The sequence below is a fragment of the Curtobacterium sp. MCBD17_023 genome (assembly GCF_003224415.1).
Lineage (GTDB): Bacteria > Actinomycetota > Actinomycetes > Actinomycetales > Microbacteriaceae > Curtobacterium.
Map to the genome: position 1 here is coordinate 122,320 of NZ_QKLJ01000003.1, position 25,703 is coordinate 148,022.

At 70.1% G+C, this 25,703-nt stretch carries 23 protein-coding genes; 7 read left to right on the plus strand and 16 right to left on the minus strand.

Translation table 11 applies throughout. The features are described from left to right. Positions 1-66: 66 nt before the first annotated feature. The 8 genes from DEI84_RS05325 to DEI84_RS05360 all read right to left on the minus strand — a co-directional run bounded on the left by DEI84_RS05325 (position 67) and on the right by DEI84_RS05360 (position 10,772). Positions 67-1,356, minus strand: a complete 1,290-nt coding sequence (locus tag DEI84_RS05325) for an ABC transporter permease (RefSeq protein WP_110889966.1) — start codon at positions 1,354-1,356, stop codon at positions 67-69. Further along, on the minus strand, positions 1,353-2,753 hold the full coding sequence (locus DEI84_RS05330; RefSeq protein ID WP_375342332.1) for an ABC transporter permease: 1,401 nt from the start codon (positions 2,751-2,753) through the stop codon (positions 1,353-1,355). Before DEI84_RS05330 ends, DEI84_RS05325 begins: the two co-directional genes overlap by 4 nt. Then, positions 2,750-4,270 (minus strand): ABC transporter ATP-binding protein, encoded by a 1,521-nt coding sequence (locus tag DEI84_RS05335; RefSeq protein ID WP_110824553.1) that lies wholly within the window; start codon positions 4,268-4,270, stop codon positions 2,750-2,752. Before DEI84_RS05335 ends, DEI84_RS05330 begins: the two co-directional genes overlap by 4 nt. A gap of 93 nt (positions 4,271-4,363) precedes the next feature. Then, the gene (locus DEI84_RS05340) at positions 4,364-5,437 is read right to left on the minus strand and encodes a BMP family protein (RefSeq protein ID WP_110889967.1); all 1,074 of its coding nucleotides are present in this window, start codon (positions 5,435-5,437) and stop codon (positions 4,364-4,366) included. Between the two features lie 863 nt (positions 5,438-6,300). Continuing rightward, on the minus strand, positions 6,301-6,936 hold the full coding sequence (locus DEI84_RS05345; RefSeq protein ID WP_146236312.1) for a hypothetical protein: 636 nt from the start codon (positions 6,934-6,936) through the stop codon (positions 6,301-6,303). 153 nt (positions 6,937-7,089) lie between these two features. Beyond that, a complete protein-coding gene (locus DEI84_RS05350) occupies positions 7,090-7,593 on the minus strand; it encodes a hypothetical protein (protein ID WP_146236313.1) in 504 nt (167 codons plus the stop codon). Further along, on the minus strand, positions 7,593-9,566 hold the full coding sequence (locus DEI84_RS05355) for an alpha/beta hydrolase (RefSeq protein WP_110889970.1): 1,974 nt from the start codon (positions 9,564-9,566) through the stop codon (positions 7,593-7,595). The genes DEI84_RS05350 and DEI84_RS05355 overlap by 1 nt, the downstream gene beginning before the upstream one ends. A 90-nt stretch (positions 9,567-9,656) precedes the next feature. Next, positions 9,657-10,772, minus strand: coding sequence for a mannose-1-phosphate guanylyltransferase (locus tag DEI84_RS05360; protein WP_110889971.1), 1,116 nt, complete (start codon positions 10,770-10,772; stop codon positions 9,657-9,659). Positions 10,773-10,987: 215 nt separating this feature from the next. Here DEI84_RS05360 and DEI84_RS05365 point away from each other — a divergent pair, with 215 nt between their 5' ends. The 6 genes from DEI84_RS05365 (at position 10,988) to DEI84_RS05390 (ending at position 16,485) form a co-directional block, all read left to right on the plus strand. Beyond that, positions 10,988-12,175 carry a glycosyltransferase family 1 protein gene (locus DEI84_RS05365; protein WP_309146380.1) on the plus strand — a complete coding sequence of 396 codons (1,188 nt, stop codon included), beginning with the start codon at positions 10,988-10,990 and terminating at the stop codon, positions 12,173-12,175. A gap of 75 nt (positions 12,176-12,250) precedes the next feature. After that, positions 12,251-12,712: a succinate dehydrogenase, cytochrome b556 subunit gene (sdhC, locus tag DEI84_RS05370; protein WP_110889973.1), complete on the plus strand. Its 462-nt coding sequence runs from the start codon at positions 12,251-12,253 to the stop codon at positions 12,710-12,712. Positions 12,713-12,722: 10 nt separating this feature from the next. Next, the gene (gene sdhD, locus DEI84_RS05375) at positions 12,723-13,169 is read left to right on the plus strand and encodes a succinate dehydrogenase, hydrophobic membrane anchor protein (protein ID WP_110889974.1); all 447 of its coding nucleotides are present in this window, start codon (positions 12,723-12,725) and stop codon (positions 13,167-13,169) included. A 54-nt stretch (positions 13,170-13,223) separates the two neighbouring features. Then, the gene (sdhA, locus tag DEI84_RS05380) at positions 13,224-15,017 is read left to right on the plus strand and encodes a succinate dehydrogenase flavoprotein subunit (protein WP_110824559.1); all 1,794 of its coding nucleotides are present in this window, start codon (positions 13,224-13,226) and stop codon (positions 15,015-15,017) included. 1 nt (position 15,018) lies between these two features. Next, positions 15,019-15,792 (plus strand): succinate dehydrogenase iron-sulfur subunit, encoded by a 774-nt coding sequence (locus DEI84_RS05385; protein ID WP_110824560.1) that lies wholly within the window; start codon positions 15,019-15,021, stop codon positions 15,790-15,792. 51 nt (positions 15,793-15,843) lie between these two features. Continuing rightward, a complete protein-coding gene (locus DEI84_RS05390) occupies positions 15,844-16,485 on the plus strand; it encodes a TNT domain-containing protein (RefSeq protein ID WP_181419565.1) in 642 nt (213 codons plus the stop codon). Between the two features lie 66 nt (positions 16,486-16,551). Here the strand turns inward: DEI84_RS05390 and DEI84_RS05395 are convergent, their stop codons facing one another. The 8 genes from DEI84_RS05395 to ptsP form a co-directional block, all read right to left on the minus strand. After that, a complete protein-coding gene (locus DEI84_RS05395; protein ID WP_110889975.1) occupies positions 16,552-17,058 on the minus strand; it encodes a DUF805 domain-containing protein in 507 nt (168 codons plus the stop codon). Between the two features lie 11 nt (positions 17,059-17,069). Next, the gene (locus tag DEI84_RS05400; RefSeq protein WP_258371701.1) at positions 17,070-17,705 is read right to left on the minus strand and encodes a DUF805 domain-containing protein; all 636 of its coding nucleotides are present in this window, start codon (positions 17,703-17,705) and stop codon (positions 17,070-17,072) included. A gap of 33 nt (positions 17,706-17,738) precedes the next feature. Beyond that, positions 17,739-18,470, minus strand: a complete 732-nt coding sequence (locus tag DEI84_RS16010; RefSeq protein ID WP_309146381.1) for a DUF805 domain-containing protein — start codon at positions 18,468-18,470, stop codon at positions 17,739-17,741. A gap of 161 nt (positions 18,471-18,631) precedes the next feature. After that, positions 18,632-19,564: an NADP-dependent oxidoreductase gene (locus DEI84_RS05410; RefSeq protein WP_110889977.1), complete on the minus strand. Its 933-nt coding sequence runs from the start codon at positions 19,562-19,564 to the stop codon at positions 18,632-18,634. Positions 19,565-19,677: 113 nt separating this feature from the next. Beyond that, positions 19,678-20,829, minus strand: a complete 1,152-nt coding sequence (locus DEI84_RS05415) for a mannitol-1-phosphate 5-dehydrogenase (RefSeq protein WP_110889978.1) — start codon at positions 20,827-20,829, stop codon at positions 19,678-19,680. Beyond that, entirely contained in the window at positions 20,826-21,263 is a 438-nt protein-coding gene (locus DEI84_RS05420; RefSeq protein WP_110824566.1) for a PTS sugar transporter subunit IIA, read from the minus strand. The genes DEI84_RS05415 and DEI84_RS05420 overlap by 4 nt, the downstream gene beginning before the upstream one ends. Positions 21,264-21,338: 75 nt before the next feature. Continuing rightward, positions 21,339-22,898 carry a PTS mannitol transporter subunit IICB gene (locus DEI84_RS05425; protein ID WP_181419564.1) on the minus strand — a complete coding sequence of 520 codons (1,560 nt, stop codon included), beginning with the start codon at positions 22,896-22,898 and terminating at the stop codon, positions 21,339-21,341. Positions 22,899-22,960: 62 nt separating this feature from the next. Then, entirely contained in the window at positions 22,961-24,619 is a 1,659-nt protein-coding gene (ptsP, locus tag DEI84_RS05430) for a phosphoenolpyruvate--protein phosphotransferase (protein ID WP_110824568.1), read from the minus strand. Positions 24,620-24,860: 241 nt separating this feature from the next. Between ptsP and DEI84_RS05435 the strand changes: the two genes are divergently transcribed. After that, entirely contained in the window at positions 24,861-25,631 is a 771-nt protein-coding gene (locus DEI84_RS05435; RefSeq protein ID WP_110824569.1) for a DeoR/GlpR family DNA-binding transcription regulator, read from the plus strand. Positions 25,632-25,703 lie beyond the last annotated feature (72 nt).

The window sequence follows — 25,703 nt, forward strand, 5'->3', positions numbered from 1 at the left end:
GCGGGGTCGGTCCCCACCCCGTCGTGTCCCGCAGCGTTCGTGTCTGTCATGTGCCGTGCCTCCCGGCTAGTTCTTGATGTACGGCTTGCCGGCGGCCGCCGGTCCCCGCGACTGCCCGACCAGACCGGCGACCGCGAAGATCGTGACGACGTAGGGCAGCATGAGCAGGAACTCGCTCGGCACCGGCGAGTTGATCGCGCCGAGGGTGTTCTGCAGGTTCGAGGCGAACCCGAACAGGAGCGCCGCGAGCGTGGCCCGGATCGGGTCCCACCGCCCGAAGATGACGGCGGCCAGGGCGATGTAGCCCGCACCGTCCGTCATGTCCTTCGTGAACGGTCCGACCGCGTCGAGTGTGAAGTACGCACCACCCAGGCCGGCGATCGCACCGGCGATCGAGACGTTCCAGAACCGCGTCCCGGTGACGTTGATGCCGACCGTGTCCGCCGCTTCCGGGTGCTCCCCGACCGCGCGGAGCCGCAGACCCCAGCGGGTCTTGAACAGGGCGAACGTCACGACGGCGACCGCGATGTACGCCAGGTACACGATGACGGTCTGCTCGAACAGCACCGGGCCGATCACCGGGATCTGGTGCAGGACCGGGATCTCGAAGCGCGGGAAGGTGACACCGACGTTCAGGCGCTCCTCGTCCGGCGACAGCACCTGCGAGTACAGGAAGCCGGTGAGCCCGGAGATGAACGCGTTGATGACGACGCCGACGATGACCTGGTCGACGAGGTACTTGATGCTGAACGCCGCGAGGACGAACGACACGAGCACACCGGCGACGAGGGCGCCGACGAGACCGACCCACGCGGACCCGGTCAGCGACGCGATGAGCGCCGAGGTGAAGGCACCGGCGAGGAACTGCCCCTCGATGGCGATGTTGACGACACCGACCCGCTCGGAGATCACGCCGCCGAGCGCACCGAACACGAGCGGGACGCTCAGGCCGATCGCACCGACGAGCAGGCCGGGCAGCGGGACCGTCTTGTCCGCGGCCGCCCATGTGAGGAAGCCGATGACGAACACGACGGCGAACACGCTCGTCAGCCACAGCGGCACCGGACGGTACCGGCCGACCAGGACGAACGAGACGGCCGTGAGGAGCGACAGGACCACGACGACGACGACGCCGGTCGCGAACGCGGGCAGGCCGACGTCCGGCAGCTGGACGAAGTCGCCGGCGTTGGCGAGCCGGAACGTGGTCGTGCCACCCCGGTTGACGCCGAGGAACAGCACGGCGGCGAGCACCGAGAAGACGACGAAGGCGACGGGCGCCTTCCAGCTCCTCGTGGTCTCGACGGGGCGGTCCGGGACGGGTGACGCCGGGACGGCGGTGGGGCTGAGGGTGCTCACGCGGCGACCGCCTTCCGCTTGGTGCTCTGCTTGGTGCGACGACGGGCGCCGGGCTGCGGGATCCGGAAGATCGCGCGCACGAGCGGCGGGGCCGCGATGAACAGGACGATGAGGGCCTGGATGACGTCGACGATGTCGATCGGGATCCCGTTGGCGGCCTGCATGGCGTAGCCGCCGTTCTTCAGCACGCCGAACAGGATCGCCGCCCAGAAGGTCCCCCAGGGCTTCGAGCGCCCGAGGAGCGCGACCGTGATCGCGTCGAACCCGATGCCGGCGTCGATGCCCGACGTGAACCCGGTCGTGACCGCGCCCTCGACCTGGTAGGCGCCGGCGATGCCGATCAGTCCACCGGAGATGACGAGCACCCAGATGGTCAGGCTCGGCACGCTCATGCCGGCGACGCGAGCGGCCCGCGGGTTCTCGCCGATGGTCCGGAAGCGGAATCCGAGCGAGGACTTGTTGAGCAGCCACCAGACGACGACGACCGCGATGACCGCGACGACGAAGCCGACGTTGATGCCGAAGCGCGGCCCGAACAGCGCCGGGAGCAGCGCGCTGTCCTTGGTCGCCGGGGAGATCGGGTTCGGGCTCCCACCGGCCTGCAGCAGCCCGGGGGTCCGGAGCATGAAGGAGAGGAGGTAGAGGGCGACGTAGTTCAGCATGATCGTCAGGACGACCTCGTTGGCACCGGTCCGGGCCTTGATGACGCCGACGAGCCCGGCCCAGACCGCGCCGCCGACGATGCCGGCGAGGATCGTCAGCGGGATGTGCACCGCGGCCGGCAGGTCGAACGAGAACCCGACCCAGCCAGCTGCCGCGGCGGCGATGAGGACCTGCCCCTGGCCGCCGATGTTGAACAGGCCCGCGCGGAAGGCCACGGCGACGCCGAGCCCGGCGACGACGAGCGGCACCGCGTAGTCGACGGAGCGGGTGATCGGCGTGATCGCGCTCGCGAACGAGGGGGCGCCGAAGTTGACGACGGAACCCTGGAACAGCGACGAGTAGGAGCCGCCGACCGCGGTGCCGACGGCGCGCAGCATGTCGGTCGGTCGGGCGAAGAAGTACCCGGCCGCGGCCTGGACGTCCTTGTCGGTCAGCGCGATGAGGACACCGCTCGCGACGAGGGCGAGGACGACCGCGAGCACGGTGGTGAGGACGGAGCCGTTGACGATGCTGCGCATCGCGTCGCTCCAGCGCCCGTCGCCGCCCTCACGGCGTTCGCTGTCGGCTGCCGAGTCGGTCATCAGGTGCGGCGGTCCGGCCACTTCCTGCAGGCGGTCGTCGACCGCCGGTGTGGCATCGGACCCGGCCGGGAGGCCCGTGGTCCCGTCGACGGGGGTCGTGCTGCGGTTCGACGGCGGGGTGGCGCCGCCGTGCTCCGGCGTGGTGTCGCTCACGCGGCGAGCTCCGTTCCTGCGGGCAGTTCGCCCGCCATCATGAGTCCGAGGACGTCGCGGGGTGTGGACGCCGGGACGATGCCGACGATCGTGCCGCGGTACATCACGGCGATCCGGTCGGCGAGCGCGACGACCTCGTCGAGCTCGGTGGAGACGACGATCACCGGGACGCCGCTGTCGCGGGTCTCGACGATGCGCTTGTGCACGAACTCGATCGACCCGACGTCGATGCCGCGCGTGGGCTGTGCGGCGACGAAGAGCCGCAGGGGCCGGCTCAGTTCGCGGGCGAGGACGATCTTCTGCTGGTTGCCGCCGGAGAGCCGACCGGCTGCCGTGGTGCGTCCGGGCGTGCGGATGTCGAACTCGGCGATCTTCTCGTCGGCGAACGTGTCCCGCTCGGCGGCGCGGATGGTGCCGGCACGGACGAACTCGGTGGCGTCGGCACGGTCGAGCATGAGGTTCTCGGCGATCGTGAACTCCCCGACCAGCCCGTCCTCCTTGCGGTCCTCGGGCACGAACCCGACGCCGGCGTCGAGGATCTGCTTGACGCTGCGGCCGGTGACCTCGCGCCCGTCGAGCGTGATGCGGCCGGAGCGGACGGGCTCGAGGCCCATGATCGCCTCGGTGAGCTCGGTCTGCCCGTTGCCCTGCACGCCGGCGATGGCGAGCACCTCGCCACGACGGACCGTGAAGGACACGTCGTCGACGAGCACGATGCCGTCCGCGTCGGTGACCGTCAGGTCCTCGACGACGAGCGCGGCCTCCCCCGGGGCGGCCGGGGCCTTGTCCACGACGAGTTCGACGCTGCGGCCGACCATGAGCGCCGCGAGCTCGCTGTTCGACGCCGTCGGGGACGCCTCGCCGACGACCTTGCCGAGGCGGATGACAGTGATGCGGTCGGCGACCTCGCGGACCTCACGGAGCTTGTGCGTGATGAAGACGATGGCGGTGCCGGCTTCGCGGAGCTGGCGCATGATGCCCATCAGCTCGTCGGTCTCCTGCGGAGTGAGGACGGCCGTCGGCTCGTCGAACACCAGGACCGAGGCGTCACGGGACAGCGCCTTGATGATCTCGACGCGCTGCTGCACACCGACCGGCAGGTCGCCGACCCGTGCATCGGGATCGACGTCGAACCCGAACCGGGCGGAGATCTCCCGCACGCGCTTCCGGGCGCCGGCGAGGTCGAGACGCCCGCCGAACGACGTCTCCTCCTGCCCGAGCATGACGTTCTCGGCCACGGTGAAGACCGGCACGAGCATGAAGTGCTGGTGCACCATGCCGATGCCGGAGCGCATGGCGTCGCCCGGCCCGTCGAAGTGCTGGACGACGTCGTCGAGCAGGATCTCGCCCTCGTCGGCCTGGTACATGCCGTAGAGGACGTTCATGAGGGTCGACTTGCCCGCACCGTTCTCGCCGAGGAGACAGTGCACCTCGCCCGGTTCGACGGTGATCGAGATGTGGTCGTTGGCGACCAGGGTGCCGAACCGCTTCGTGATGCCGCGGAGTTCGAGCTTCATGTCGGTGAGTCTATTTCTGTCTCGGGTGCGCGACGGTCCCCGTGCGCGCGAGAACGCGGGCGGAGGAGTGTTCCCCCGCCCGCGTTCGACGGACTACTTGACGGTGGCCTCGGTCTCGACCTTGATCGAACCGTCGATGATGCCGGCCTTGATCTCGTCGAGCTCACCCTGCAGACCCGAGTCGACCTTGGACTCGTAGTCGTGGAACGGCGCGATGCCAACGCCGTCGTTCTCGAGCGTGCCGACGTACGGGGTCTTCGCGAAGTCGCCCTTGGCGGCCTGCTCGACGACGTCCTTGACGGCGGGCTTCATGCCCTTCTCGATCGAGGTGAAGGCGATGTCCTTGTAGCGGGGGTCGGCCTCGTAGAGGTCGCTGTCCGCGCCGATCAGGACGGAGCCGTTGTCGGCGTCCTTGATGGCCTCGGCGGCACTCTGGTAGATCGGGCCACCGACCGGCAGGATCACGTCGGCGTCCTGGTCGAGCAGCGACTGCGCGACCGACTTCGCCTGGGTGCCGGCCTCGAAGCCACCGGTGAAGGAGCCCTTCTGGCTCGCGACGTCCCAGCCGACGACCTTGACGTCCTTCTTCTTCTGCTCGTTGTAGTACTCGACGCCGTCCGCGAAGCCGTCCATGAAGATGGTGACGGTCGGGATCTGCATGCCACCGAAGGTGCCGACGACGCCGGACTTCGAGTAGGACGCGGCCGCGTAGCCGGCCAGGAAGGCCGCCTGCGAGGTGTCGAAGGTGATCGGCTTGACGTTCTTGGCGTCGATCGAGTTGTCGTCGATGATCGCGAAGTCGGTGTCCGGGTTCGCCGCGGCCTGCTTCTTCGTCGAGGCGGCGAGGTTGAACCCGACCGTGATGACGAGGTTGCAGTTCTGGCTGACGAGCTGCTGGATGTTCGAGTCGTAGACGGTCGCGTCCTTGGACTCGGCCTTCTTGGTCTGGGCGCCGAGGTCGTCAGCGGCCGAGATCATGCCCTCGTAGCCGAGCTGGTTGAACGACTTGTCGTCGAACCCACCGGCGTCGGACACCATGCAGGGCAGGAAGTCGGACTTCTTGGACGAGGTGGACTCGGACGGGGCGGACGCACAGCCGGCGAGCACGGCGACGGTGCCGACGAGCGCGAGGCCGCTCATGGCGATGCGACGGGAACGAGATGACACGGGGGGTTCCTCCGGGGAGATCGGGAGTCGGCCCGGAGTCACTGCGCACCGGGCGATCGTGAGGACAGTACACGACCGGCCGGGCGGTGCAGGACCCCTCTGGACGCCCTCCCGCATCGGTTACGTGATCGCGACCGCGCTGTAACGCGCCGGAAACGCTGCGCGTGGGTCGTGGCCCCAGTTCGAGGGGTTTCGTGATGGAGCGCTACAGACGGGCTGCGGCCTGGAGGATCGCGCACGCATGCCGCACACCCGCCGGTCCGCGAAATGGTTCAGGAGCTGTCGTCCGCGTTGCCTGAGAAACACCGCGCTCACGCCGGGGCAGCGAGATCGCGGGTTCATCCGTCGCTGGCTCCCAACTCGTCTCCTTCGCCTGGGCGACACGAGGACACGGCCTAGACTGTGTGGTTCCCGGAGTACGCGTAGACGCTGATCAAGGGGAAACCGCTCCCGACGAGGTACCGCGACTGCGCGCCTTGCGCACCGTCCGAGAGCGTTCAGCCCTCGACCTAGTCGTCGGGACCGGTGCGCGATCTCCAATAGCCCCCGAGACGCGTCGTGGCGTCGTCGACAGCGTCGATCAGCTGTTGTTCCGCGCCCCGCTCGGTCACCGCTGGCGTCGGCGACGGTCTCGATTCGGGCGCTCCCGCTGGAGCGCACCCGGTCAGTAGCAGAGCGACGGTGGCGGCGCCCGCCGTCACCGCTCCTCCGACGCCCGAGCGGCGCGCTCGGCGGTGGGTTTGCCTCGCCACGGGCGCAGAGTGAGCCGCTCGGACGGTCGAGTCGCCCGGGTACGCGTCGACAGCGCCAGCGCGCATGCTGAAGTCCGTCGCAGGGTGCCGTTCATGGTGATCCTCCGCGCTTCACAGCTCGTCCGCGTCGCCGGGGAAACAGACTGACACGGCCTGCACCGTGTAGTTGCCGGGGTAGGCGTACAGGCTGATCGAATCGACCGCTTTGCCACCACGCCCCACGACCGCAGGTCGAGCCGCGTCGCCCCACCGTTCGACGTTCAAACCTTGAGCCTTCCAGCGATCGGCCGCTCCCGCAGCGTCTCGCTCCGGGTCGCCTCCAGCAGTCCGTCCGGTGAGGTACACCCACTGCGCGCCGTCCTCGCCTCCCGACAGCCGACAGCTTTCGGCATAGTCGGGCCCAGTTCGGGGCTTCCACGTGCCGCCGAGATGACTGGTGACGTCGTCGACCGCATCGACCATCTGGCGCTGCGCGGTCACGGAGTCCACGGGTGGTTTCCTCTTCGCGGGTTGTTCAGCACATCCCGTGATCACGGTCACGATCATCACGAGCACCAGAGCGGACGTCGTCACCCTGAACATGGTGGTTCCAACGTGCTGGTGTCCGACAGCGGTCCCCGCTTCAGATCGTCCGACGACGTGCCGCCGCTGCGCGCCGAGATCACCCTCCGGCGCATCGCACTCCCGCGGGCACGGTCCAGTGATCGGTCGCCACTCGGCGCCGAGCCGCCCGGTCGTGCCGTTCATAGCGTCGATCACCTGTTCCTCCGCTTCGCGCGAGAGAACGGACGGGACAGGCGCGTTCTCTACCGTTGGGGCACAACCGGCGAGCGTCGAAAGTGCAAGCGGTCACACGAGCAGAGCGCCCTGCCCCGGAAGCAAGAGGGCTGAACAAGTCCGTCACAACTCGTCGGCGTCGCCCGGAAAGCACAACGAGACACCCTGGATCACGTACAGGTTCGGTGCAACGGAGAAGCTGACGGAGTCGGTGCGAGCGCCACCGCGGCCCACGACCGTCGGCTCCGTCTTCGTTCCCCAGCGATCGACGGACATGCCCTGCTCTCTCCATCGCGCTTCGACCTTCGCGACGTCCGAGGCGACGTCGCCGATCTGTGCTCGGGTGAGGAAGTAGGTCCACTTCGATCCGCGATCGCCATCCGGCAGTTCGCAGGCTTCGGCGTAGTCCGGTCCGGAACGCACTCGCCACTCGCCGCCGAGGCTCTCCGTCGCGTCCTTCACGACGTCGACCATCCTTTGCTGCGCGCTCTCGGGATCCACCGCGGGCGTCCTCTCTGCTTGCGGTTCATGGGCCGGACGTTGTGTGCAGCCGACCGCCGATCCGGTGAACAGCGCGAGCAGGAGAACCGCTCCGGCCACGCGACCACCATGACTACGCATCGACATCACTCTCCACCGTCGGGTTCTCTGACGCCCAACAGCCATTGGTCCCGCTTGGTCGGCGGCGTCGGATCGAACTCCGTCAGTTTGTCTTCTCGTCCGGTCGTAGCCGCGCCCACGTTGTAGAGCGTTTCAGTGTTCTGGTCGAGGTACCCGCCACCGTCTGCGTTCAACGGATCGTGGTGCAACACCGGGTTCGTCGTGCTGCCGTCTGGCGCCGTACCGCCGTTCGCTCCGAACGTCGTGGCACCGAAGCCCGGCTTCGACGGGTCGACGCTGTGCCCCCGGCTGAAGCTCCGACCAACAGTCGCCAACTCGTCCCCCTTGCCTGCTTCGTCGAAGAGCACGTTCCGTGCTTGTCCGGCGTACACCTCGCCTGCGTGCAGGTCATCGGCTGAGTCGACCGTGTCCGGCAGACCAGCGGAGGCCAGGGCCACGAACCGGTCGACGTGGATGTCCGATCGAGAGAGCGCCACGCCTGCCGTCGTCGTGCCGTAGGAGTGCGCCACGATGTTGGTCGTCGGGACGTCGTCAGCTCGGACGGCGTCCAGGCCGCGCACCGAGGCTGCTAGCTTCTCGGCGCCGGCTTCTGCCTTTGCTGTCCCGAGGACGGTCAACTCTTCCGGGGTTTCGTAACCGATCCAGGAGATCACCGCACGGTGGCGATCGCCGTCGGCGACGATCTGTTGGTTGTAGATGTTCTGGGCAGCGTTCGTCCACGACGTCATGTCCGCCGTCGTGGTGTTCATCCCCGGCACTGCCCAGGTCACGTTGTCCGCTGTGTCGAGGTCGCCGATCGAGACCGCCGCGAGCGGTGGGACGTCGTCGGTCAAGGAGACCAGGGAACGTGGGCCGTCACCCTTCTTCCCCAGGGTGGCCTCGATGTTGAGCAGGGCATTCAGCTCCTTCTCAAGCGAGACGATCTCCTGCTGGAACGGCGTGCCGTACTGACCGGACCAGGCGGACCCGGTGTGCGCCGTCGCCAACTGGCTCTGAACCTGGTCGATGCGGAGCCCGAGCACAGACCGGTTCGCCGTGTCCCGCGCCCAGTAGGCAACGCCCTCGAGGTTGCCCAGCTGCTCGAGCACCGACCGCGGCAACGCGCGGAGTGCCGGCGCATCGGCCTTCGACAACCCGAATGCTGTCCATCGCTCCGCGACCTCGGCCGGTGTCAGCCCTTCGGCGAACAACGCGTCGAGCACCGGTGGTGTCCGGCCGTTCGTGGCGACGGCGAGTACGAGGTCCGGCAGCGGTCCGACTCCCCCGGCCTGCTCGAACGCGGTGGCGACGTGCTCGCTCCACGAGCAGTCCGACGCGTTGTGGTCCAGGTACTGGCGGAATCCGTTGAGTGCGCTCTGCCCGTCGACGACAGCCCATGAGCACGACGACTTGAAGGTCGACCAGGCGGCCTTGAGCCGCTGCAACTCCGTGTCGCCGTCGTGATCAGCAGATCGGGTGGTGGACACGAACGTGCGCAGGTGGGTCGGATTCGCAGAACTCTTCCCACTGCCGTCACCGCCGCCGGCCGAGTGCGGACGCTGCCGCGCATGGAAGGCAGCTGTCAGCGGCTTCGGGGTGATCGGCGTGGTCGAGGGCTCACGGTCGGTGGCGAACTCCCAGAGCGGCACTGCGAGCCCCGTGATCCCACCGGACGACTCAAGGAAGGCGTTTCGTTGCACCTCGCGCTGCTTCCACGCGTCGTGGTCGCTGATCCGCTGCCGTTCCTCCTCGGCCTGTCGACTCACCGCGTCGATGTCGTCGGCGAAGTCGGCGAGGACCCCCGCGAGCTTGCCTCGGTCCTCCGCTTCGGTCAGGCCGGCTTCGCGGAACCGGTCGGCGTACGCACCGGAGAAGTCCCGCAGACCCGTCGTCACCGCTCCCGAGCGTTTGCTCGCCTGCCCGCGGAGCACGCTGTCGGCGGTACGCAGCGCACGGCTCAGCGCGGATGCGTCCCCCGGGTCGTACTCGATGTCCGCCATGCTCGCTCCCCCGCTCGCAGTTCCCCCGAGACGACGATACCGCCGCTCCCCCGTCCGGTCGCCCCAACCCGGGCCATCGCACCCCGCTCGTCAGAGCACGTCGTCCCGCCCGCTGATCTTCAGCGCGTCCACCACGCCCTTGACCCGCTGCGCGTTCGCACTCGTGGTCACGAGCAACGCGTCCGGGGTGTCGACGACGACGATGTCCTCGACGCCGATCAGCGAGATGAGCCGGTTGCTCTGCGACACGACGATGCCGCTCGCGGAGTCGGCCAGGATGCGGGCGTTGTCGCCGAGCACCGCGAGGTTGTTCTTCCGCCCGCCCGACTGGAGCTTGGCGAGCGAGGCGAAGTCGCCCACGTCGTCCCAGTCGAAGTCGCCCGGCACGACCGCCATCCGCCCTGCCGCGGCTGCGGGCTCCGCGACGGTGTAGTCGATCGCGATCTTCTTCAGCCCCGGCCAGATCCGGTCGACGACGACACCGCGGGCCGGGGTGTCCCAGGCGGCCGCGAGTTCCGCGATGCCCGCCAGCAGCTCCGGCTCGGTGCGTCCGATCTCGGCGAGCAGCACGTCGGCGCGGGCGATGAACATGCCGGCGTTCCACAGGTACGAGCCGTTCCGCAGGTACGCCTCCGCGGTCGCGAGGTCGGGCTTCTCGACGAAGGACCGGACAGCGTGTGCGGTCGGTGCACCGTCGGCGCCGAGGGCGTCGTCAGCGGCGTGGATGTACCCGAAGCCGATCGCGGGCTCGGAGGGCGTGATGCCGATCGTGGTGATGTACCCGGCCCGGGCGGCCGCGACGGCCTCGCGCACGGACCGGCGGAACCCGCGGGCGTCACCGATGACGTGGTCGGCGGCGAAGGAGCCGATCACGACGTCCGGCTCACGACGGTGCAGGATCGCCGCGGCGAGGCCGATCGCCGCGGTGGAGTCCTTCGGTTCGCTCTCGAGCACGACGTTGTGGTCCGGGACGCCGGGGAGCTGGGACTCGACGGCGGCACGGTGCGCCCGCCCGGTGACGACCATGATCCGGTCCGGTCCCGCGAGCGGCGCCAGGCGGTCCCAGGTCTGTCGCAGCAGCGAGGAACCGGAACCGGTCAGGTCGTGCAGGAACTTGGGGGCGTCGGCGCGCGAGAGCGGCCACAGGCGGGAGCCGATGCCGCCGGCCGGGATGATCGCGTAGAAGTCGTCGAGTGCGTCCGTCACGCGCCCACCGTACCGGCGGCCCGGGGAAGCAGCTGCGTGCGACCTGGACGTGTCGTGGACGGCTGCCCGGGGCGACGCACGGTCTGTTCACCCCTCGCGTGCGCCGCGTTCACGTCGCACCCCCCGCTCGTCCACGCGCCGCCCGGAACATGGGCCGTGCCATGAACGCACGCAGCGTGGAGCGAGGCACCGAGTCCCCCCGGACCGTGGCCGTCGTGACCGAGAGCTTCCTGCCCACCCTCAACGGCGTCACCACGAGCGTCCTCGCGGTGCTCGAACACCTCCGCCGACGCGGCCACCGGGCGGTGGTCATCGCCCCGGACACCCCGGGTCTCGCCGCCTGGCGGTCGCGGTCGGAACAGGAGCGGCACCTCGGGTTCGACGTCCACCGCATCCCCGCGGTCGCGTACCGGCAGTTCCCCGTCGCACTCCCGCACCCGGTCCTCGACACCATCCTCGCCGCCTCCGGCGCCGACGTGCTCCACGCAGCCAGTCCCTTCCTGCTGGGGGGCCGCGCGATCACGGCGGCCGGGAGGCTCGGCATCCCCTCCGTCGCCGTCTTCCAGACCGACGTGGCCGGGTTCGCCCGCCGCAACGGCCTCTCCGCGGCCGCCCCGCTGGTCCGCCGGGTCCTCGGGCGGATCCACGCCGGCGCCTCGCTGACGCTCGCGCCGTCCTCCGCGACCGCGGCGATGCTCGCCGAGGAGGGCGTGCCGCGGGTCGCCCGATGGGGCCGGGGCGTCGACACGGCGCTGTTCCACCCCGCTCGCCGGACGTCTGCCCACGTCCGCGCGATGCGCCGCCGCATCGCGCCGCGCGGCGAGACCATCGTCGGCTACGTGGGACGGCTGGCACCGGAGAAGGAGGTCGAGCGGCTCGCCGAACTCGGCGGCATGCCGGGCATCCGGGTCGTGGTCGCAGGAGGGGGACCCTCCCGGCCGTTCCTCGAGCGTCGACTCCGTCACCTGGACGTGACGTTCACCGGGCCGCTGCGCGGTGCCGACCTGGCCGACGCCTACGCGATGCTCGACGTCTTCGTGCACACGGGTGCGGCGGAGACGTTCGGGCAGACACTGCAGGAGGCCCACGCGGCCGGCCTGCCGGTCGTCGCCCCGGCCTCCGGCGGACCGCTCGACCTCGTCGCCCCCGGGCTCGACGGCGAGCTCTACGACCCGGATGCCCCGCTGGCCCTGCGCGCCGCGGTCGCCCGGCTCCACGCCGACCGGGCGCTGGCCGAGCGGATGGGGTCCGCCGGCCGCCTCCGCGTCGAGGGCACCACGTGGGAGGCGGTCGGCGACGAACTGCTCGCGCACCACGAGACGGCCCGCACGATCGGCGCTCCCCCGGCCCCCACGCGCACCGCCCGGACGGGGTGGAACGAGAAGGTCGGTGCTCGGACGTAGGATGGAGGTGTTCCACACGAACACGACGGCAACGGCGCGCCGATCGGTGCGCCGGCCCTACGGGAAGGCGAGCTCATGGCCGAGCAGACCGCAGGCGGGACGGCGACAGCCGCACCGCAGGTGACCATCGACGGTACGTCGATCGACGCACCTCGGACGCGTGTCCCGCAGGGAACGCTGTACCGCGGGAGCATCGGGATGTGGTCCTGGGTCCTGCACCGGATCACCGGCGTCGCCATCTACTTCTTCCTGCTCGTGCACATCCTCGACACGGCACTGGTCCGGCTCTCCCCCGAGGCGTACAACGCCGTGATCGGCACGTACAAGACGCCGCTGATGAACCTCGGCGAGATCGCCCTCGTCGGCGCCATCGTGTTCCACGCGTTCAACGGGCTGCGGATCATCCTCATCGACTTCTGGTCGAAGGGTCCGAAGTACCAGCGGGCCATGTTCTGGGTCGTCCTCGTGCTCTGGGCCGTGGCGATCGCGGGCTTCCTGCCGCGCCAGCTCATGAACCTCGTCGCCGACTTCAACTGAGGGCTCCGTCATGACCACCGAGACCATCGCTCCGCCCCGCAGCGCCGACGCTGCCCGCCGCACCACCAACTGGGAGAAGTGGGGCTGGATCTACATGCGCGCGTCGGGCGTCCTGCTCGTCGTGCTCATCTTCGGCCACCTCTTCGTCAACATGGTCGCCGGCGAGGGCGTCAAGCAGATCGACTTCGCCTTCGTCGCCGGCAAGTGGGCGAGCCCGTTCTGGCGGATCTGGGACACCGCGATGCTCTGGCTCGCGCTCGTCCACGGGTCGAACGGCATGCGGACGATCATCAACGACTACGTGGCCAAGCCCGGCGTCCGCAAGACCCTGCTCGGCGCGGTGCTCCTCGCCTGCGTGCTCCTGATCGTCCTCGGCACGCTCGTGTGCTGGACCTTCGACCCGTGCCCCGCCGGCGCCGCCGCCGCGGACCTGCCGTCGTTCTGCCCCGCGCAGTAGCGACGCCTCGCGCACGACGTCCCGCACGCTCCACCTCCTGATCGAAAGACCCCTGTGACCGACATCACCGTTCACCACCACCAGTACGACATCGTCATCATCGGCGCGGGAGGCGCCGGCATGCGAGCCGCCATCGAGGCCGGGCCGAAGGCGAAGACCGCGGTCATCTCGAAGCTCTACCCGACGCGCTCCCACACGGGCGCGGCGCAGGGCGGCATGGCGGCAGCGCTCGCGAACGTCGAAGAGGACTCGTGGGAGTGGCACACCTTCGACACGATCAAGGGCGGCGACTACCTGGTGGACCAGGACGCTGCCGAGATCCTGGCGAAGGAGGCGATCGACGCGGTCATCGACCTCGAGAACATGGGTCTGCCGTTCAACCGCACGCCCGAGGGCAAGATCGACCAGCGCCGCTTCGGCGGTCACACGCGTGACCACGGCAAGGCACCGGTGCGCCGCGCCTGCTACGCGGCCGACCGCACCGGCCACATGATCCTGCAGACGCTCTTCCAGAACTGCGTGAAGCTCGGTGTCGAGTTCCACAACGAGTTCTACGCACTCGACCTCATCATGGTCGACGTCGTCGGGGACGACGGGGTCACGCGCAAGCAGCCCGCCGGCGTCGTCGCCTTCGAGCTCTCGACGGGCGAGCTGCACGTGTTCCACGCGAAGGCGATGATCTTCGCGACCGGCGGCTTCGGCAAGATGTTCAAGACCACGTCGAACGCGCACACGCTGACCGGCGACGGCGTCGGCATCGTGTGGCGCACCGGCCTGCCGCTCGAGGACATGGAGTTCTTCCAGTTCCACCCGACCGGGCTGGCCGGGCTCGGCATCCTGCTCACCGAGGGCGCCCGCGGCGAGGGCGCGATCCTCCGCAACGCCTCCGGCGAGCGGTTCATGGAGCGGTACGCACCGACGATCAAGGACCTCGCGCCGCGTGACATCGTCGCCCGGTGCATGGTGCAGGAGGTCGCCGAGGGGCGCGGCGCCGGCCCGAACAAGGACTACGTGCTGCTCGACTGCACCCACCTGGGTGCCGAGGTGCTCGAGACGAAGCTGCCGGACATCACCGAGTTCGCCCGGACCTACCTGGGCGTCGACCCGGTCGTCGAACCCGTGCCGGTGATGCCGACGGCGCACTACGCGATGGGCGGCATCCCGACGAACGTCAAGGCCGAGGTCCTCGCCGACAACACCACGGTCGTCCCGGGCCTCTACGCCGCGGGTGAGTGCGCCTGCGTCTCGGTGCACGGGTCGAACCGTCTCGGCACGAACTCGCTGCTCGACATCAACGTGTTCGGCAAGCGCTCGGGCAACAACGCCGCCGAGTACGTGCAGACCGCCGAGTTCCTGCCGCTGCCCGAGGACCCCGCGGCGAACGTGCGCGGCATGCTCGAGCAGCTCCGGGCCTCCACCGGGACGGAACGCGTCTCCGTGCTCCGCAAGGAGCTGCAGGAGGAGATGGACAAGAACGCGCAGGTGTTCCGGACCGACGAGTCGCTCGCACGGGTCACCGAGACGATCCACACGCTCCGCAACCGGTTCATGCAGGTGTCCGTGCAGGACAAGGGCAAGCGCTTCAACACCGACCTGCTCGAGGCCGTCGAGCTCGGCTTCCTGCTCGACCTGGCCGAGGTCGTCGTGTACTCCGCCCGGAACCGCAAGGAGTCCCGCGGCGGGCACATGCGCGACGACTACCCGAAGCGCGACGACGAGAACTACATGCAGCACACCATGGCGTACCTGACGGGCGATCCGCACTCGTCACTCGCCGACGACCACATCACGCTCGACTGGAAGCCCGTCGTCATGACGCGCTACGAGCCGATGGAGAGGAAGTACTGAGATGACCGACACCCTGGTCTCCGACGCACCCCGCACCGACACCGTGCAGGACGCGCCTCCCGGATCGTTCTCCGTCACGGTGATCGTCCGCCGCTTCGACCCGGACGTGGACGACGAGCCGCGCTGGCAGGACTTCGACGTCATGATGCTGCCGACCGACCGCATCCTCGACGCGCTGCACAAGATCAAGTGGGAGCAGGACGGATCGCTGACGTTCCGACGCTCCTGCGCGCACGGCGTCTGCGGCTCGGACGCGATGCGGATCAACGGGCGCAACCGTCTGGCGTGCAAGACCCTGATCAAGGACCTCGACATCTCGAAGCCGATCTACGTCGAGGCGATCAAGGGTCTGCCGCTCGAGAAGGACCTCATCGTGGACATGGAGCCCTTCTTCACGTCCTTCCGCGAGGTCCAGCCGTTCCTGCAGCCGAAGTCCGCACCGGAGAAGGGCAAGGAGCGCATCCAGTCCGTCGCCGACCGCGCACGGTTCGACGACACGACGAAGTGCATCCTCTGCGCCGCCTGCACGTCCTCGTGCCCGGTGTTCTGGACCGACGGGCAGTACTTCGGGCCCGCCGCGATCGTGAACGCACACCGCTTCATCTTCGACTCGCGGGACGACGCGGCCGACGTGCGCCTCGACATCCTCAACGACAAGGAGGGCGTCTGGCGCTGCCGGACGACCTTCAACTGCACCGACGCCTGCCCCCGCGGGATCCAGGTGACGAAGGCGATCTCCGAGGTCAAGCAGGCCGTGATGCGCGGCCGTGGCTAGCGGATCGACTCCGCCAGGAACGTCATGGGCGGGCGCGCTAGGCTCCCGCTCATGACGTTCGCGGACACTCGGCCCATCCTCGATCAGCTCGGCTACACGGTCCGGTACGTGCAGCTCCCCGGGGAGACCCTGCACGAGCCGCCGGTGGAGGGTGCGCTGCGGATCGTCCCCGCGGACGCCGACTCGTTCGCCATCGAGGTCGTCGACTACGGCACCGCACGACGGCTCGCCACCGCACGCGGTGAGGACGACGCGGTCGAGATGCTCCGCCGGTTCCTGAACCGTCCCTTCCCGGACGCGCGGGACATCCGCCGGTCCGACCTCGACCAGATGCGTGACCGGTCGGCGTCGACCTACCCGCAGCTGGCGCAGCAGGTCGCGGCGACCGGGGACGCCGGTCTGACGATCCAGATCCCGGCCGGCGTGCCGGTGGACCGCATCGGCGGCCCGGACGGGTACCTGCTGCACCCGATCGAGACCCCGCTCCACGCCCGGTCCCTGCCGCCGCACGCCACGGTCTCCCCCGAGGTGCACCGCTACGTGGTCGAGCGCCCGTTCCTCGTGACCGTCCGCTTCGTGCGTCCGTGGTTCGACCAGCCGGGCGGCGCGCTCCGCTTCGAGATCGCCGACCCGGCGACGACGATCCGCGACCTGGTCGTCGACGGATCGCTCGCGCGGGTCCGGGTCGTCTGACCCGCTCGGCACACGACGGAGCCCTCCTGCCCGATCGGGCAGGAGGGCTCCGTCGTGTGGTGGACGTCAGCCGCGCTCGGGGCGGTCGAACCGCTGCCCCTCCGGCTTCGACGGCAGGATCGTCAGCACGATCAGGATGATCCCGCCGAAGAACGGGATGACCGACAGGAAGAAGAAGAAGGGCCCCGCGAGGTTCGCGTCGTGGAGCCGACGCCAGGCGACCGCCAGGTTCGGGATGATCGACGCGAGCGAGTAGAGCCCCAGGAGCACCGCGGCGATCCAGTAGAGCGCGTTCGGCGTTCCGGAGGTCGTCCCCGTGGCCGGGTCTGTCCGGAGGTCCGACGTCGCTCCCCCGATGCCGATGAGGACGTAGAGCACGCCGATGACGATCGTCTGGGCGAGGGACCACCACCAGAACTCGCTCCGACTCGCACGCCCGTCGAACCGGACGTACTTCCGGAAGACCCGTTTGACCGCGTCAGCAAGGCGGGAGGACGGGCTGGCGGCGCCCGGCCAACCGCCGACACGACGACGGCGCCCTCTTCGTGGATGGAGGGCGCCGTCGTGACGCATCCAGGTGGCGCTCAGCGGTCCCCGGGTCGGTCGAACCGTGCGCCCTCGGGGTTCGAGGGCAGGACGCCGAAGACGATGCCGACGATCCCGACGAAGAGCGCGATGATCCACAGTGCACCCGACAGGTTCGCGTCGTGCAACCGACGCCAGCCGAGCGCGAGGGACGGCACGAGCGTCGCGAGCGCCCACAGCAGGCCGGCGATGAGGAACACGAAGGCGATCGGCGGTGCCGGGTTCTGCACCTCGTAGGTGCCGTAGTCCGTCTGGACCGTCCGGGTCGACGCGAGGGCGGCGGCGAGCAGGAATCCACCGCCGGTGAGCACCGTGGAGACGACGGCGGTGACGAGCGTCCACCACCAGAACTCGCTGCGGCTCGCACGGCCGCTGAAGGTCGCGTACTTCCGGAAGAAGCGGCCGACGGCCTTCGGCAGTGAGATGCCGTACCAGGGCGCCCAGAGCGGCGGCTGCCCGTCCGGCCCGACGGGAGCCGCTGCACCCGGCGTCTGCTGGCCGTACTGCGGCTGGCCGTACTGCGGCTGGCCGTACTGGTGCTCGCCGTACGGCTGCTCGCCGTACGACTGCTTCCCGTACGGCTGCTGGCTGCCGGGCTGTCCGCCGGCGTCCGGCACGGGATGGTGATCGGTCACGAGGTCCCCCAGGGTGTCGATGATCGGAAGTGGTCAGCCGCGGTGCGGCTCGTCGAACCGTGTGCCGGCGGGTACGGACGGCAGGAGCCCGATGACGAGCGCGAAGACGGCGCCCACCGGCGGGATGATGAACAGCAGGGCGAGCAGGCCCGACATGTTGACGTCGTGCAGGCGTCGCACCGTCAGCGCGATGAAGCCGACGAGCGTCGCGAGCGCCCAGAGGCCACCGACCACGTTGGAGTCACTCCCGCCGATGACCGTGTCGATCGTGCCCGTGACGATGTTGCCGATCGCCCACCAGAGTGCCCAGAACCAGAACTCGCTCCGGCTGGCGCGGCCGTCGAAGCGCACGTACTTCTTCCAGAACCGCGTGAAGGCCTTGGGGAACGGGATGCCGTACCAGGGCGCCCAGAGCGGCGGCTCACCCTGCGTCACCGGCTGCTGCCCGTAGGGCTGCTGCTGCGCCGGCTGCTGCCCGTACTGGCCAGATCCGTACGGCTGCTGCCCGTACGGCTGCTGCCCGTACGGCGACTGCCCGCCCGAGGGCTGCCCGTACGGCTGCTGCCCGTACGGAGACTGCCCACCCGAGGGCTGCCCGTACGGCTGCTGTCCGTACGGCGACTGCCCGCCCGAGGCCTGCCCGTACGGCTGCTGTCCGTACGGCGACTGCCCGCCCGAGGCCTGTCCGTACGGCGGCTGCCCGTCGGACTGCCCGTCGCCGGGTCGCTTGCCGTAGGGGTCCTGCGGTGGGTACTGGTCGCTCACGGGGTTCCTTCCGAAGACGGTGACGAGACGCCCGGAAGCGTCCAGCGGTCTGCGGAGGCTGGACCTCCGCGACGTCGGTCACGGCCGCCCCACTCCCCCGCACGCTGGCCCGGCGCGCTGCACCCAGTGTGCCAGTGCTCGATGTCCGACGACGACCGACTTCAGGGCAGGAGGGCGATCTTCCCGCCCGGGTGCCCGGACTCGAGCAGGTCGAGCGCCGCGCGTGCCTCGGTGAGCGGGAACGTCCGGGCGACCGGGACGACGAGTTCCCCTCGACCGGCCAGGTCGACGAGCCGCTGCCGGACGGCGTCGCGGAAGGCCGCACTCTCCGGCTGCGACCCGCCGATGGCCGTGATGCCCGCGTCCGGCGCGCGGGTGAAGGCCGCGATCGTCGCGATGCGTGCCCGATCGGCGACCAACGCGAGCGAGACGTCGACGGCCTCGTCGGAACCGACGCAGTCCAGGGCCACGTCGACGCCATGCGGCGCGAGGTCGCGGACCCGCGCTTCCAGGCCGTCGCCGTACGGGACCCACTCGCCGCCAGAGCGGCGGACGGTGTCGGTGTTCGCGGCGGAGGCGGTGCCGATCGCTCGCGCCCCGAGCATCCGGAGCTGTTGCAGCAGGCTGACGCCGACGGCCCCGGAGGCTCCGTGCACGAGCACGGTCTCACCGGCGGCGACGTCGGTCACCCGGATGAGGTCCGCAGCGGTCGTGCCGGCGAGCAGCAGGTTCGCGGCCTCCGCGAACCTCATCGCGGGCGGCTTCGCGAAGACGTCACGGGCCGGCAGGGTGACCGCCTCGGCCCATCCGCCCCGCACCCGGAACGCCAGGACCTCGTCGCCCGGTGCGACCGGGCCCGAGGCGATGTCCGTGTCCGGCCCGACCGCCGTGACGACGCCCGCGACCTCGTACCCGATCGGGAGCGGGAAGTCGGCGGGGTCGCCGTCCTGGGTGTGCTTGGCATCGGCCGGGTTCACACCGGCGGCCCGGACGCTGACGGTCACCTCACCGGGACCGGGCGCCGGCACCGCGACGTCCACCAGTTCGAAGGTCTCACTGCCACCGGGACGCGTCGCCACCCACTGCTTCGTCATGGCCGCGACGGTACTCGGCGCCGATCGCTCGGTCGACAGGCGATGCCGAGACGGACGGGAGGCCCGGTACCAGCTGGTACCGGGCCTCCCGTCCGTCTCGTGGTCGCGAGCGCTCAGGCGCGCGCCGCTCCGACCCGTCCGGTGAAGGACGCGTGCAGCGGGTGTTCACCGCCGAGACCGGTGATCTCGGACGCGATGTCGGCGTCCGACCGGTCGGACCGCAGCAGTGCCTGGAGTTCGACGCTCTGCTCGTCGTCCGCGACGTCGAAGCGGAGCGCCGCTGCCATCGCGTCGAGCAGTGCGGTCGGCTCGGAGCCGTTCTCCGCCAGGGCCGCCGCCGGGGAGACGAAGCGCTCGTCGCGCGAGAGCTTCCGGAGGGGCTGCCGACCGACACGGGTGACCGTGTCCGGCAGGTGCGGGTTCTCGAAGCGGGCGATGATCGCCTCGACGTAGGCGCGGTGCACCTCGGGGTCGAGCTCGTGCCGACGGACGAGCAGGTCGCTCGTCTCGGCGAGCACAGCCTCCAGCGCCGAGCGCACGGCCGGGAGGGCGACGGCGTCCGAGATCTTGTCCGCGCCGGCGAGGAAGCCGTGGTACGCGACCGTGGCGTGGCCGGTGTTCACGGTGAAGAGCTTGCGCTCGATCGAGGCGGCGAGGCCGTCGACGTAGTGCGCGCCGGGGATCGTCGGCTCGGCACCGGCGAACGGCGTGCGGTCGATGGCCCACTCGAAGTAGGTCTCGACGGTGACGTCGAGGCCGCCGTCCGCGGGCTGAGCGGGCACGATCCGGTCGACGGCGGTGTTGGCGAACACGGCCTTGGCCAGCGCGCCCTCGCGCGCGTCCTCGGGCAGGGCGGCGACGATGAACTCGCGGAGGCGGTCCGTCGCGTTGATCGCGTTCTCGCACGCCATCACGACGAGCGGGGCGGCGTCGACGGAGCGCTCCTGCAGGCCCTTCGCGATGACGGGTGCGATGAACTTGAGGACGGTCGGGCCGACCGCGCAGGTGACGATGTCGGCGGTCGCGATCTCGGCGACGACGCCGGCCTCGTCCTGCGCGCTGTTCACGGCGCGGAAGCCGGTGACCTCGTGGTCCTGCGCACCTGCGCCGACCTCGTGCACGGTGTACGAGTCGGCGGCGGCGAGGGCGTCGATGAGCGGTGCGGCGACGTCGGCGAAGACGACCTCGTAGCCGGCCTGGTGCAGCAGGAGGCCGACGAAGCCGCGGCCGATGTTGCCGGCGCCGAAGTGGACGGCGGTGCTCACTCGTTGACCTCACCGAGGATCGCGAGGACGGCCGCGGCGTCGGGCGCCTCGGTCAGGGCCTGGACCTGGTCCTCGTCGGAGAACACGATGGCGATCTTGCTGAGGATGTCGAGGTGCTCGTTGTTGACCCCCGCGATGCCCACGACGAACCGGACGTCGTTGCCGTCCCAGTCGATCGGGGTGGCGTACCGGACGAACGAGAGCGCCGACGCCTTGATGGCGTCCTTCGCGTCGTTCGTCCCGTGCGGGATCGCCAGGAAGTTGCCCATGTAGGTCGAGACGCTCTTCTCGCGCTCGAGCATGGCGGGGTAGTAGTCCGCGGTGACCGCACCGGCGTCCTGGAGGATCGCAGCCGCCTCCTTCATCGCCTCCGACTTGGTCGGCGCGGCGTCCTCGGTGTGGATGCGGATCTGGCTCTCCTGCAGGACGGGCATTCGGGGTCTCCTTGTTCGTGGGTGACGGCGGAAGAGGGGACGGTCGCCCGTCCCCTCTCCCATCGTGCTCTTGTCTTACTGGTTCTTGAGCTGGTCGACGACCTGGTCGTACTGCGGAGCGTTCATGAAGTTGCCGACCGAGACGTGCTGGGCGTTCGGGTTCTTCTGCTTCGCGCGGTCCGTGAGCTCCTCCTGGGTGATGATGAGGTCCTCGTCACCCGAGAGGTTCGCGATCGCCTTGTTGACGACCGTCACACCCTCGATACCAGCCTTCTTGATCTTGTTCCGCAGGACACTCGCACCCATGGCGCTCGAGCCCATGCCGGCGTCGCAGGCGAAGACGACGTTCTCGACGCGCGTCGCCGTGGCGGTGCTGGCGGAACCGACGCCGCCGAGCGAGGCCTGGGCCTCTTCCTCGTTGGCCGGGGAGTTGTCGCCGAGCAGGCCCGAGGTCGCGGCGTTGACGTCGCGGCCCTTGTTCTGCTGGAGCTTCGCCATGGCGGCGCTCATGTCGCCGGCGTTGCCCGCAGCGAGGTCACGCTTGCGGCTGGCGAGGAGGAAGAACGAGGCCACCGCGAAGGACACGGCCGCCGACAGGACCACCGAGAGGATGACGCCGACGTAGCTGTCCTTCGCCGTCGCGGTGAGGACCGCGATGATCGAACCGGGGGACGCCGGGGCGACGAGGCCGGACTGGAAGGCGACGTTCGTGGCGACACCGGTCGCGCCACCGAGGATGACGGCGACGAACAGGATCGGCTTCTGCAGCACGTACGGGAAGTAGATCTCGTGGATGCCACCGAAGAACTGGATGAGGATCGCACCGGGAGCGGTCGAGCGGGCGATGCCGACACCGAAGAAGGTGAAGGCGAGGAGGATGCCGAGACCGGGGCCGGGGTTCGCCTCGAGGAGGAACAGGATCGACTTGCCGGAGTCCTGGACCTGCTGCGCACCGAGCTGGTCGAGCACGCCGTGGTTGATCGCGTTGTTGAGGAAGAAGACCTTGGCCGGCTCGATGATGACGCTGGCGAGCGGCAGCAGCGAGCTGTCGACGAGGAACTTCACCGCGGCGCCGAGGCCCTCGGCGATGAGCTTGAACAGCGGGGCGAGCCAGAAGAACCCGATCAGCGCGAGCACGAAGCCGAGGATGCCGGCCGCGTAGTTGTTCACGAGCATCTCGAAGCCGGGCTTGATCTTGCCGTCCCAGATCTTGTCGATCTGCTTGATGAGCCAGGCGCCGAGCGGGCCGCAGATCATCGCGCCGAGGATCATGATCGTGCCGTTGGCGCCGATGATGACGCCCATGGCCATGATCGAACCGACGACCGCGCCGCGGGTGTCGTAGACCATCCGGCCGCCCTGGAAGGCGATCGCGAGCGGGATGAGGTAGGTCAGGATCGGGCCGACGAGGCCGATGTTGGCCACGCCGTCCGTCTCGCCGAAGCCGCCGAGGACGCCGACGGGCGTCCAGCCGGTCTCGATGAAGAACGCGGTGATGAGGCCCCACGCGATGAAGATCGCGATGTTGGGCATCACCATGCCGGACAGGAACGTGCCGAACTTCTGGACGGCGACGCGAGCGCCACCCCGCGACTTGTCGCGGGTGTCTGGCGCTGCAACGGACGACGTTGTCATGTGCGTTGACTCTCTGTGTGTGTGCTGCTGCAGGGATCGGGAGTGGTGCGGGAGGGGGCGGGTCAGGCGGCGTGCACCGCGGCTGCGGCGGCGGACCGGGCGGTCGCTGCCGTGCTCGCGGCGAGTGCTGCCGTCGCCATCTCGCGGGCCTCGTCGAGGGTGTGCTGGCCGAGTTCGGCACGCACGTCGGCGAGGGCCGCGGGGGTCATGGAGAGGGTGGTGGCGCCGAGTCCGACGAGGACGACGGCGAGCAGCGGGTCGGCTGCCGCCTCACCGCAGATGCCGACCGCCTTGCCGGCGTCGGCACCGGCCGCACCGAGCTGCGCGACGAGGCGCAGGACGGCGGGGTGCCACGGGTCCTGGTAGCTCGCGACGGTGCCGAGCATCCGGTCGGCGGCCATCGTGTACTGCGTCAGGTCGTTCGTGCCGATCGACACGAAGTCGGCGGAGCGGAACACCTGCTCGGCCATCAGCGCGAGCGACGGCACCTCGGCCATCACGCCGGCGGTGCGGATGCCGAGTTCGCGGGCGAGCCCGACGAAGTACTCGGTCTCCTCGGCGTCGGCGACCATCGGGGCCATCACCCAGAGGTCGGCCTCGGTCGCGGCGTCGGCCCGGGCGAGCGCGGTGAGCTGGTCGCGGAGGACCTGCTCCTGGTTCCGCAGGGCGCGGAGGCCACGACGACCGAGCGCCGGGTTCTCCTCGTCCTTGTCGGTGAGGAACGGGAGCGGCTTGTCGGCACCGGCGTCGAGCGCGCGGACCACGACCTTCTTGCCGGGGAACGCGGCGAGCAGCTGCTCGTACGACTTCTGCTGCGACTCCACCGTCGGGGCCGTCGGGGCGTCGAGGAACAGGAACTCGGTGCGGAACAGTCCGACGCCCTCGGCGCCGAGGTCCACCGCGGCCTGCGCGTCGGCGGGGCTGCCGAGGTTCGCCAGCAGCGGGACGACGTGCCCGTCGGCGAGCGCGCCCGCGGTGAGCGGTGCGGCGGCGGCGGCGCGCCGGTCGGCGATGCGCTGCTCGACGTCGGCGACGAGTTCGGCGGAGGGGTCGGTTACGACGGTGCCGGCGACGGCGTCGACGACGACCTGCTGCCCCTCGACCAGGTCGTCGGCACCGCTCACGCCGACGACGGCCGTGATGCCCTTGGCGCGGGCGAGGATCGCGGTGTGCGAGGTCGGGCCGCCGTCACGGGTGACGAGGGCGAGGACCTTGTCGAGGTCGAGGAGCGCGGTGTCGGCCGGTGCGAGGTCGCGGGCGACGAGCACGAACGGGGCGTCCGACTCGGGGACGCCGGGGGCCGGGACGCCGCGGAGCTTCGCGACGATGCGCTGGGCGACGTCGTCGAGGTCGGCCGCGCGCTCCCCCATGTAGCCGCCCATGCCGACGAGCAGGTCGCGGAACTGCGCGAACGCCTCGTACACGGCACGCTCGGCGTTCGTGCCGCCGTCGATGCGCGCGTGCACGTCGTCGAGGAGGGTCGGGTCCTGCGCCATGAGCGCCTGCGCCTCGAGCACGGCCTGGGCGTCGCCGCCTGCGAGCTGGCCGCGCTTCGTGAGGTCCTCGGCGACCGCGGCGAGCGCGGCGTGCACCGCCTGCTTCGCGTCCTCGGCCGAGCCCTCGAGCGGGGTGGTCGACGGCTCTCCCAGCGGGTCCGCCATCCGGAGCACCGGGCCGTGGGCAACGCCGCGACCGACGCCGGTTCCGAGCAGATCGGACATGGGGAGACTCCTTCATCTCACGCGCAGCAGCGGTGGGCGGTTCGGGGGCGGTGCTGCATCCGGGGCGTGCTGCATCCGGACGGCCTTGCAGCACCATACATCGCCCCGCGTTGACAAACAAACACATCCGGGGATAAAAATGCAGAAACAGATGCCCGTTTGCGTCTGCCGGGACGTCCGGCCGCGGGTCACTCGCGGCGATCGTGCCCGAGCTTGTCCGTTCCGATCCGACGAGGCACCGATGTACGCACCAGAACGCCACCAGCGCATCGTCGAACAGGCGCGCGCGCACGGCCGGGTCGACGTGAAGGACCTCGCCGAACTGCTCGCCGTCACGCCGGAGACCATCCGACGCGACCTGACGAGCCTGGAGCGCCGCGGGCTCGTCCGGCGTGCCCACGGCGGTGCGATCCCCGTCGAGCGGGTCACCCTGCACCCGGGCGTCGGTGACCGCGGCGGCATCAACCAGACGGAGAAGATGGTCATCGCCGAGGCCGCGCTCGAGGAGCTGCCCGAGAACGGGTCGGTGATGATCGACGCCGGCACGTCGACGATCTGCCTCGCCGAGCTGCTGCCGACCGACCGCGGCCTCACCGTCGTCACGCACTCGCTCCCCGTCGCGATGGCCGTCGCGAACCGGCCCGGCATCGACCTGCACCTGCTCGGTGGCAACATCCGCAGCGACTCGCTCGCAGGCGTCGGCACGTGGACGCACCAGCTCATCGGCATGGTGAGCGTCGACGTCGCGTTCGTCAGCATCAACGGCATCACGCCCGAGCGCGGCCTGACGACGCACAACATGGCCGAGGCGGCCGTGAAGAGCGCCATGATCAAGTCCGCCCGCCGGAGCATCCTGCTCGCCGACCACACGAAGTTCGGCCGTGAGGAGTTCGGTCGGGTCGCCCCGCTCGCCGCGATCGACACGATCATCACCGACCCCGGCGTCAACCTGGACCTCGTCCGCGAGGTCGAGGCCGCCGGCACCGAGGTCTTCTGGCCCGGGCGCGACTGACCGTCCCCGCACGTCGGCCGCCCGCGTCCACGAGACCCGGGAACCACCCGCCAGGCGCTCGCTAGCATGAGC

Excerpts from the sequence above, each read along its gene's own strand:
- DEI84_RS05425 (WP_181419564.1), bottom strand. The coding sequence starts at position 22,898 with ATGACAACGTCGTCCGTTGCAGCGCCAGACACCCGCGACAAGTCGCGG.
- DEI84_RS05345 (WP_146236312.1), bottom strand. The coding sequence starts at position 6,936 with ATGAACGGCACGACCGGGCGGCTCGGCGCCGAGTGGCGACCGATCACT.
- DEI84_RS05355 (WP_110889970.1), bottom strand. The coding sequence starts at position 9,566 with ATGGCGGACATCGAGTACGACCCGGGGGACGCATCCGCGCTGAGCCGT.
- DEI84_RS05335 (WP_110824553.1), bottom strand. The coding sequence starts at position 4,270 with ATGAAGCTCGAACTCCGCGGCATCACGAAGCGGTTCGGCACCCTGGTC.
- ptsP (WP_110824568.1), bottom strand. The coding sequence starts at position 24,619 with ATGTCCGATCTGCTCGGAACCGGCGTCGGTCGCGGCGTTGCCCACGGC.
- sdhD (WP_110889974.1), top strand. The coding sequence starts at position 12,723 with ATGACCACCGAGACCATCGCTCCGCCCCGCAGCGCCGACGCTGCCCGC.
- DEI84_RS05435 (WP_110824569.1), top strand. The coding sequence starts at position 24,861 with ATGTACGCACCAGAACGCCACCAGCGCATCGTCGAACAGGCGCGCGCG.
- DEI84_RS05385 (WP_110824560.1), top strand. The coding sequence starts at position 15,019 with ATGACCGACACCCTGGTCTCCGACGCACCCCGCACCGACACCGTGCAG.
- DEI84_RS05390 (WP_181419565.1), top strand. The coding sequence starts at position 15,844 with ATGACGTTCGCGGACACTCGGCCCATCCTCGATCAGCTCGGCTACACG.
- DEI84_RS05410 (WP_110889977.1), bottom strand. The coding sequence starts at position 19,564 with ATGACGAAGCAGTGGGTGGCGACGCGTCCCGGTGGCAGTGAGACCTTC.
- sdhC (WP_110889973.1), top strand. The coding sequence starts at position 12,251 with ATGGCCGAGCAGACCGCAGGCGGGACGGCGACAGCCGCACCGCAGGTG.
- DEI84_RS05395 (WP_110889975.1), bottom strand. The coding sequence starts at position 17,058 with ATGCGTCACGACGGCGCCCTCCATCCACGAAGAGGGCGCCGTCGTCGT.
- DEI84_RS05420 (WP_110824566.1), bottom strand. The coding sequence starts at position 21,263 with ATGCCCGTCCTGCAGGAGAGCCAGATCCGCATCCACACCGAGGACGCC.
- DEI84_RS05350 (WP_146236313.1), bottom strand. The coding sequence starts at position 7,593 with ATGTCGATGCGTAGTCATGGTGGTCGCGTGGCCGGAGCGGTTCTCCTG.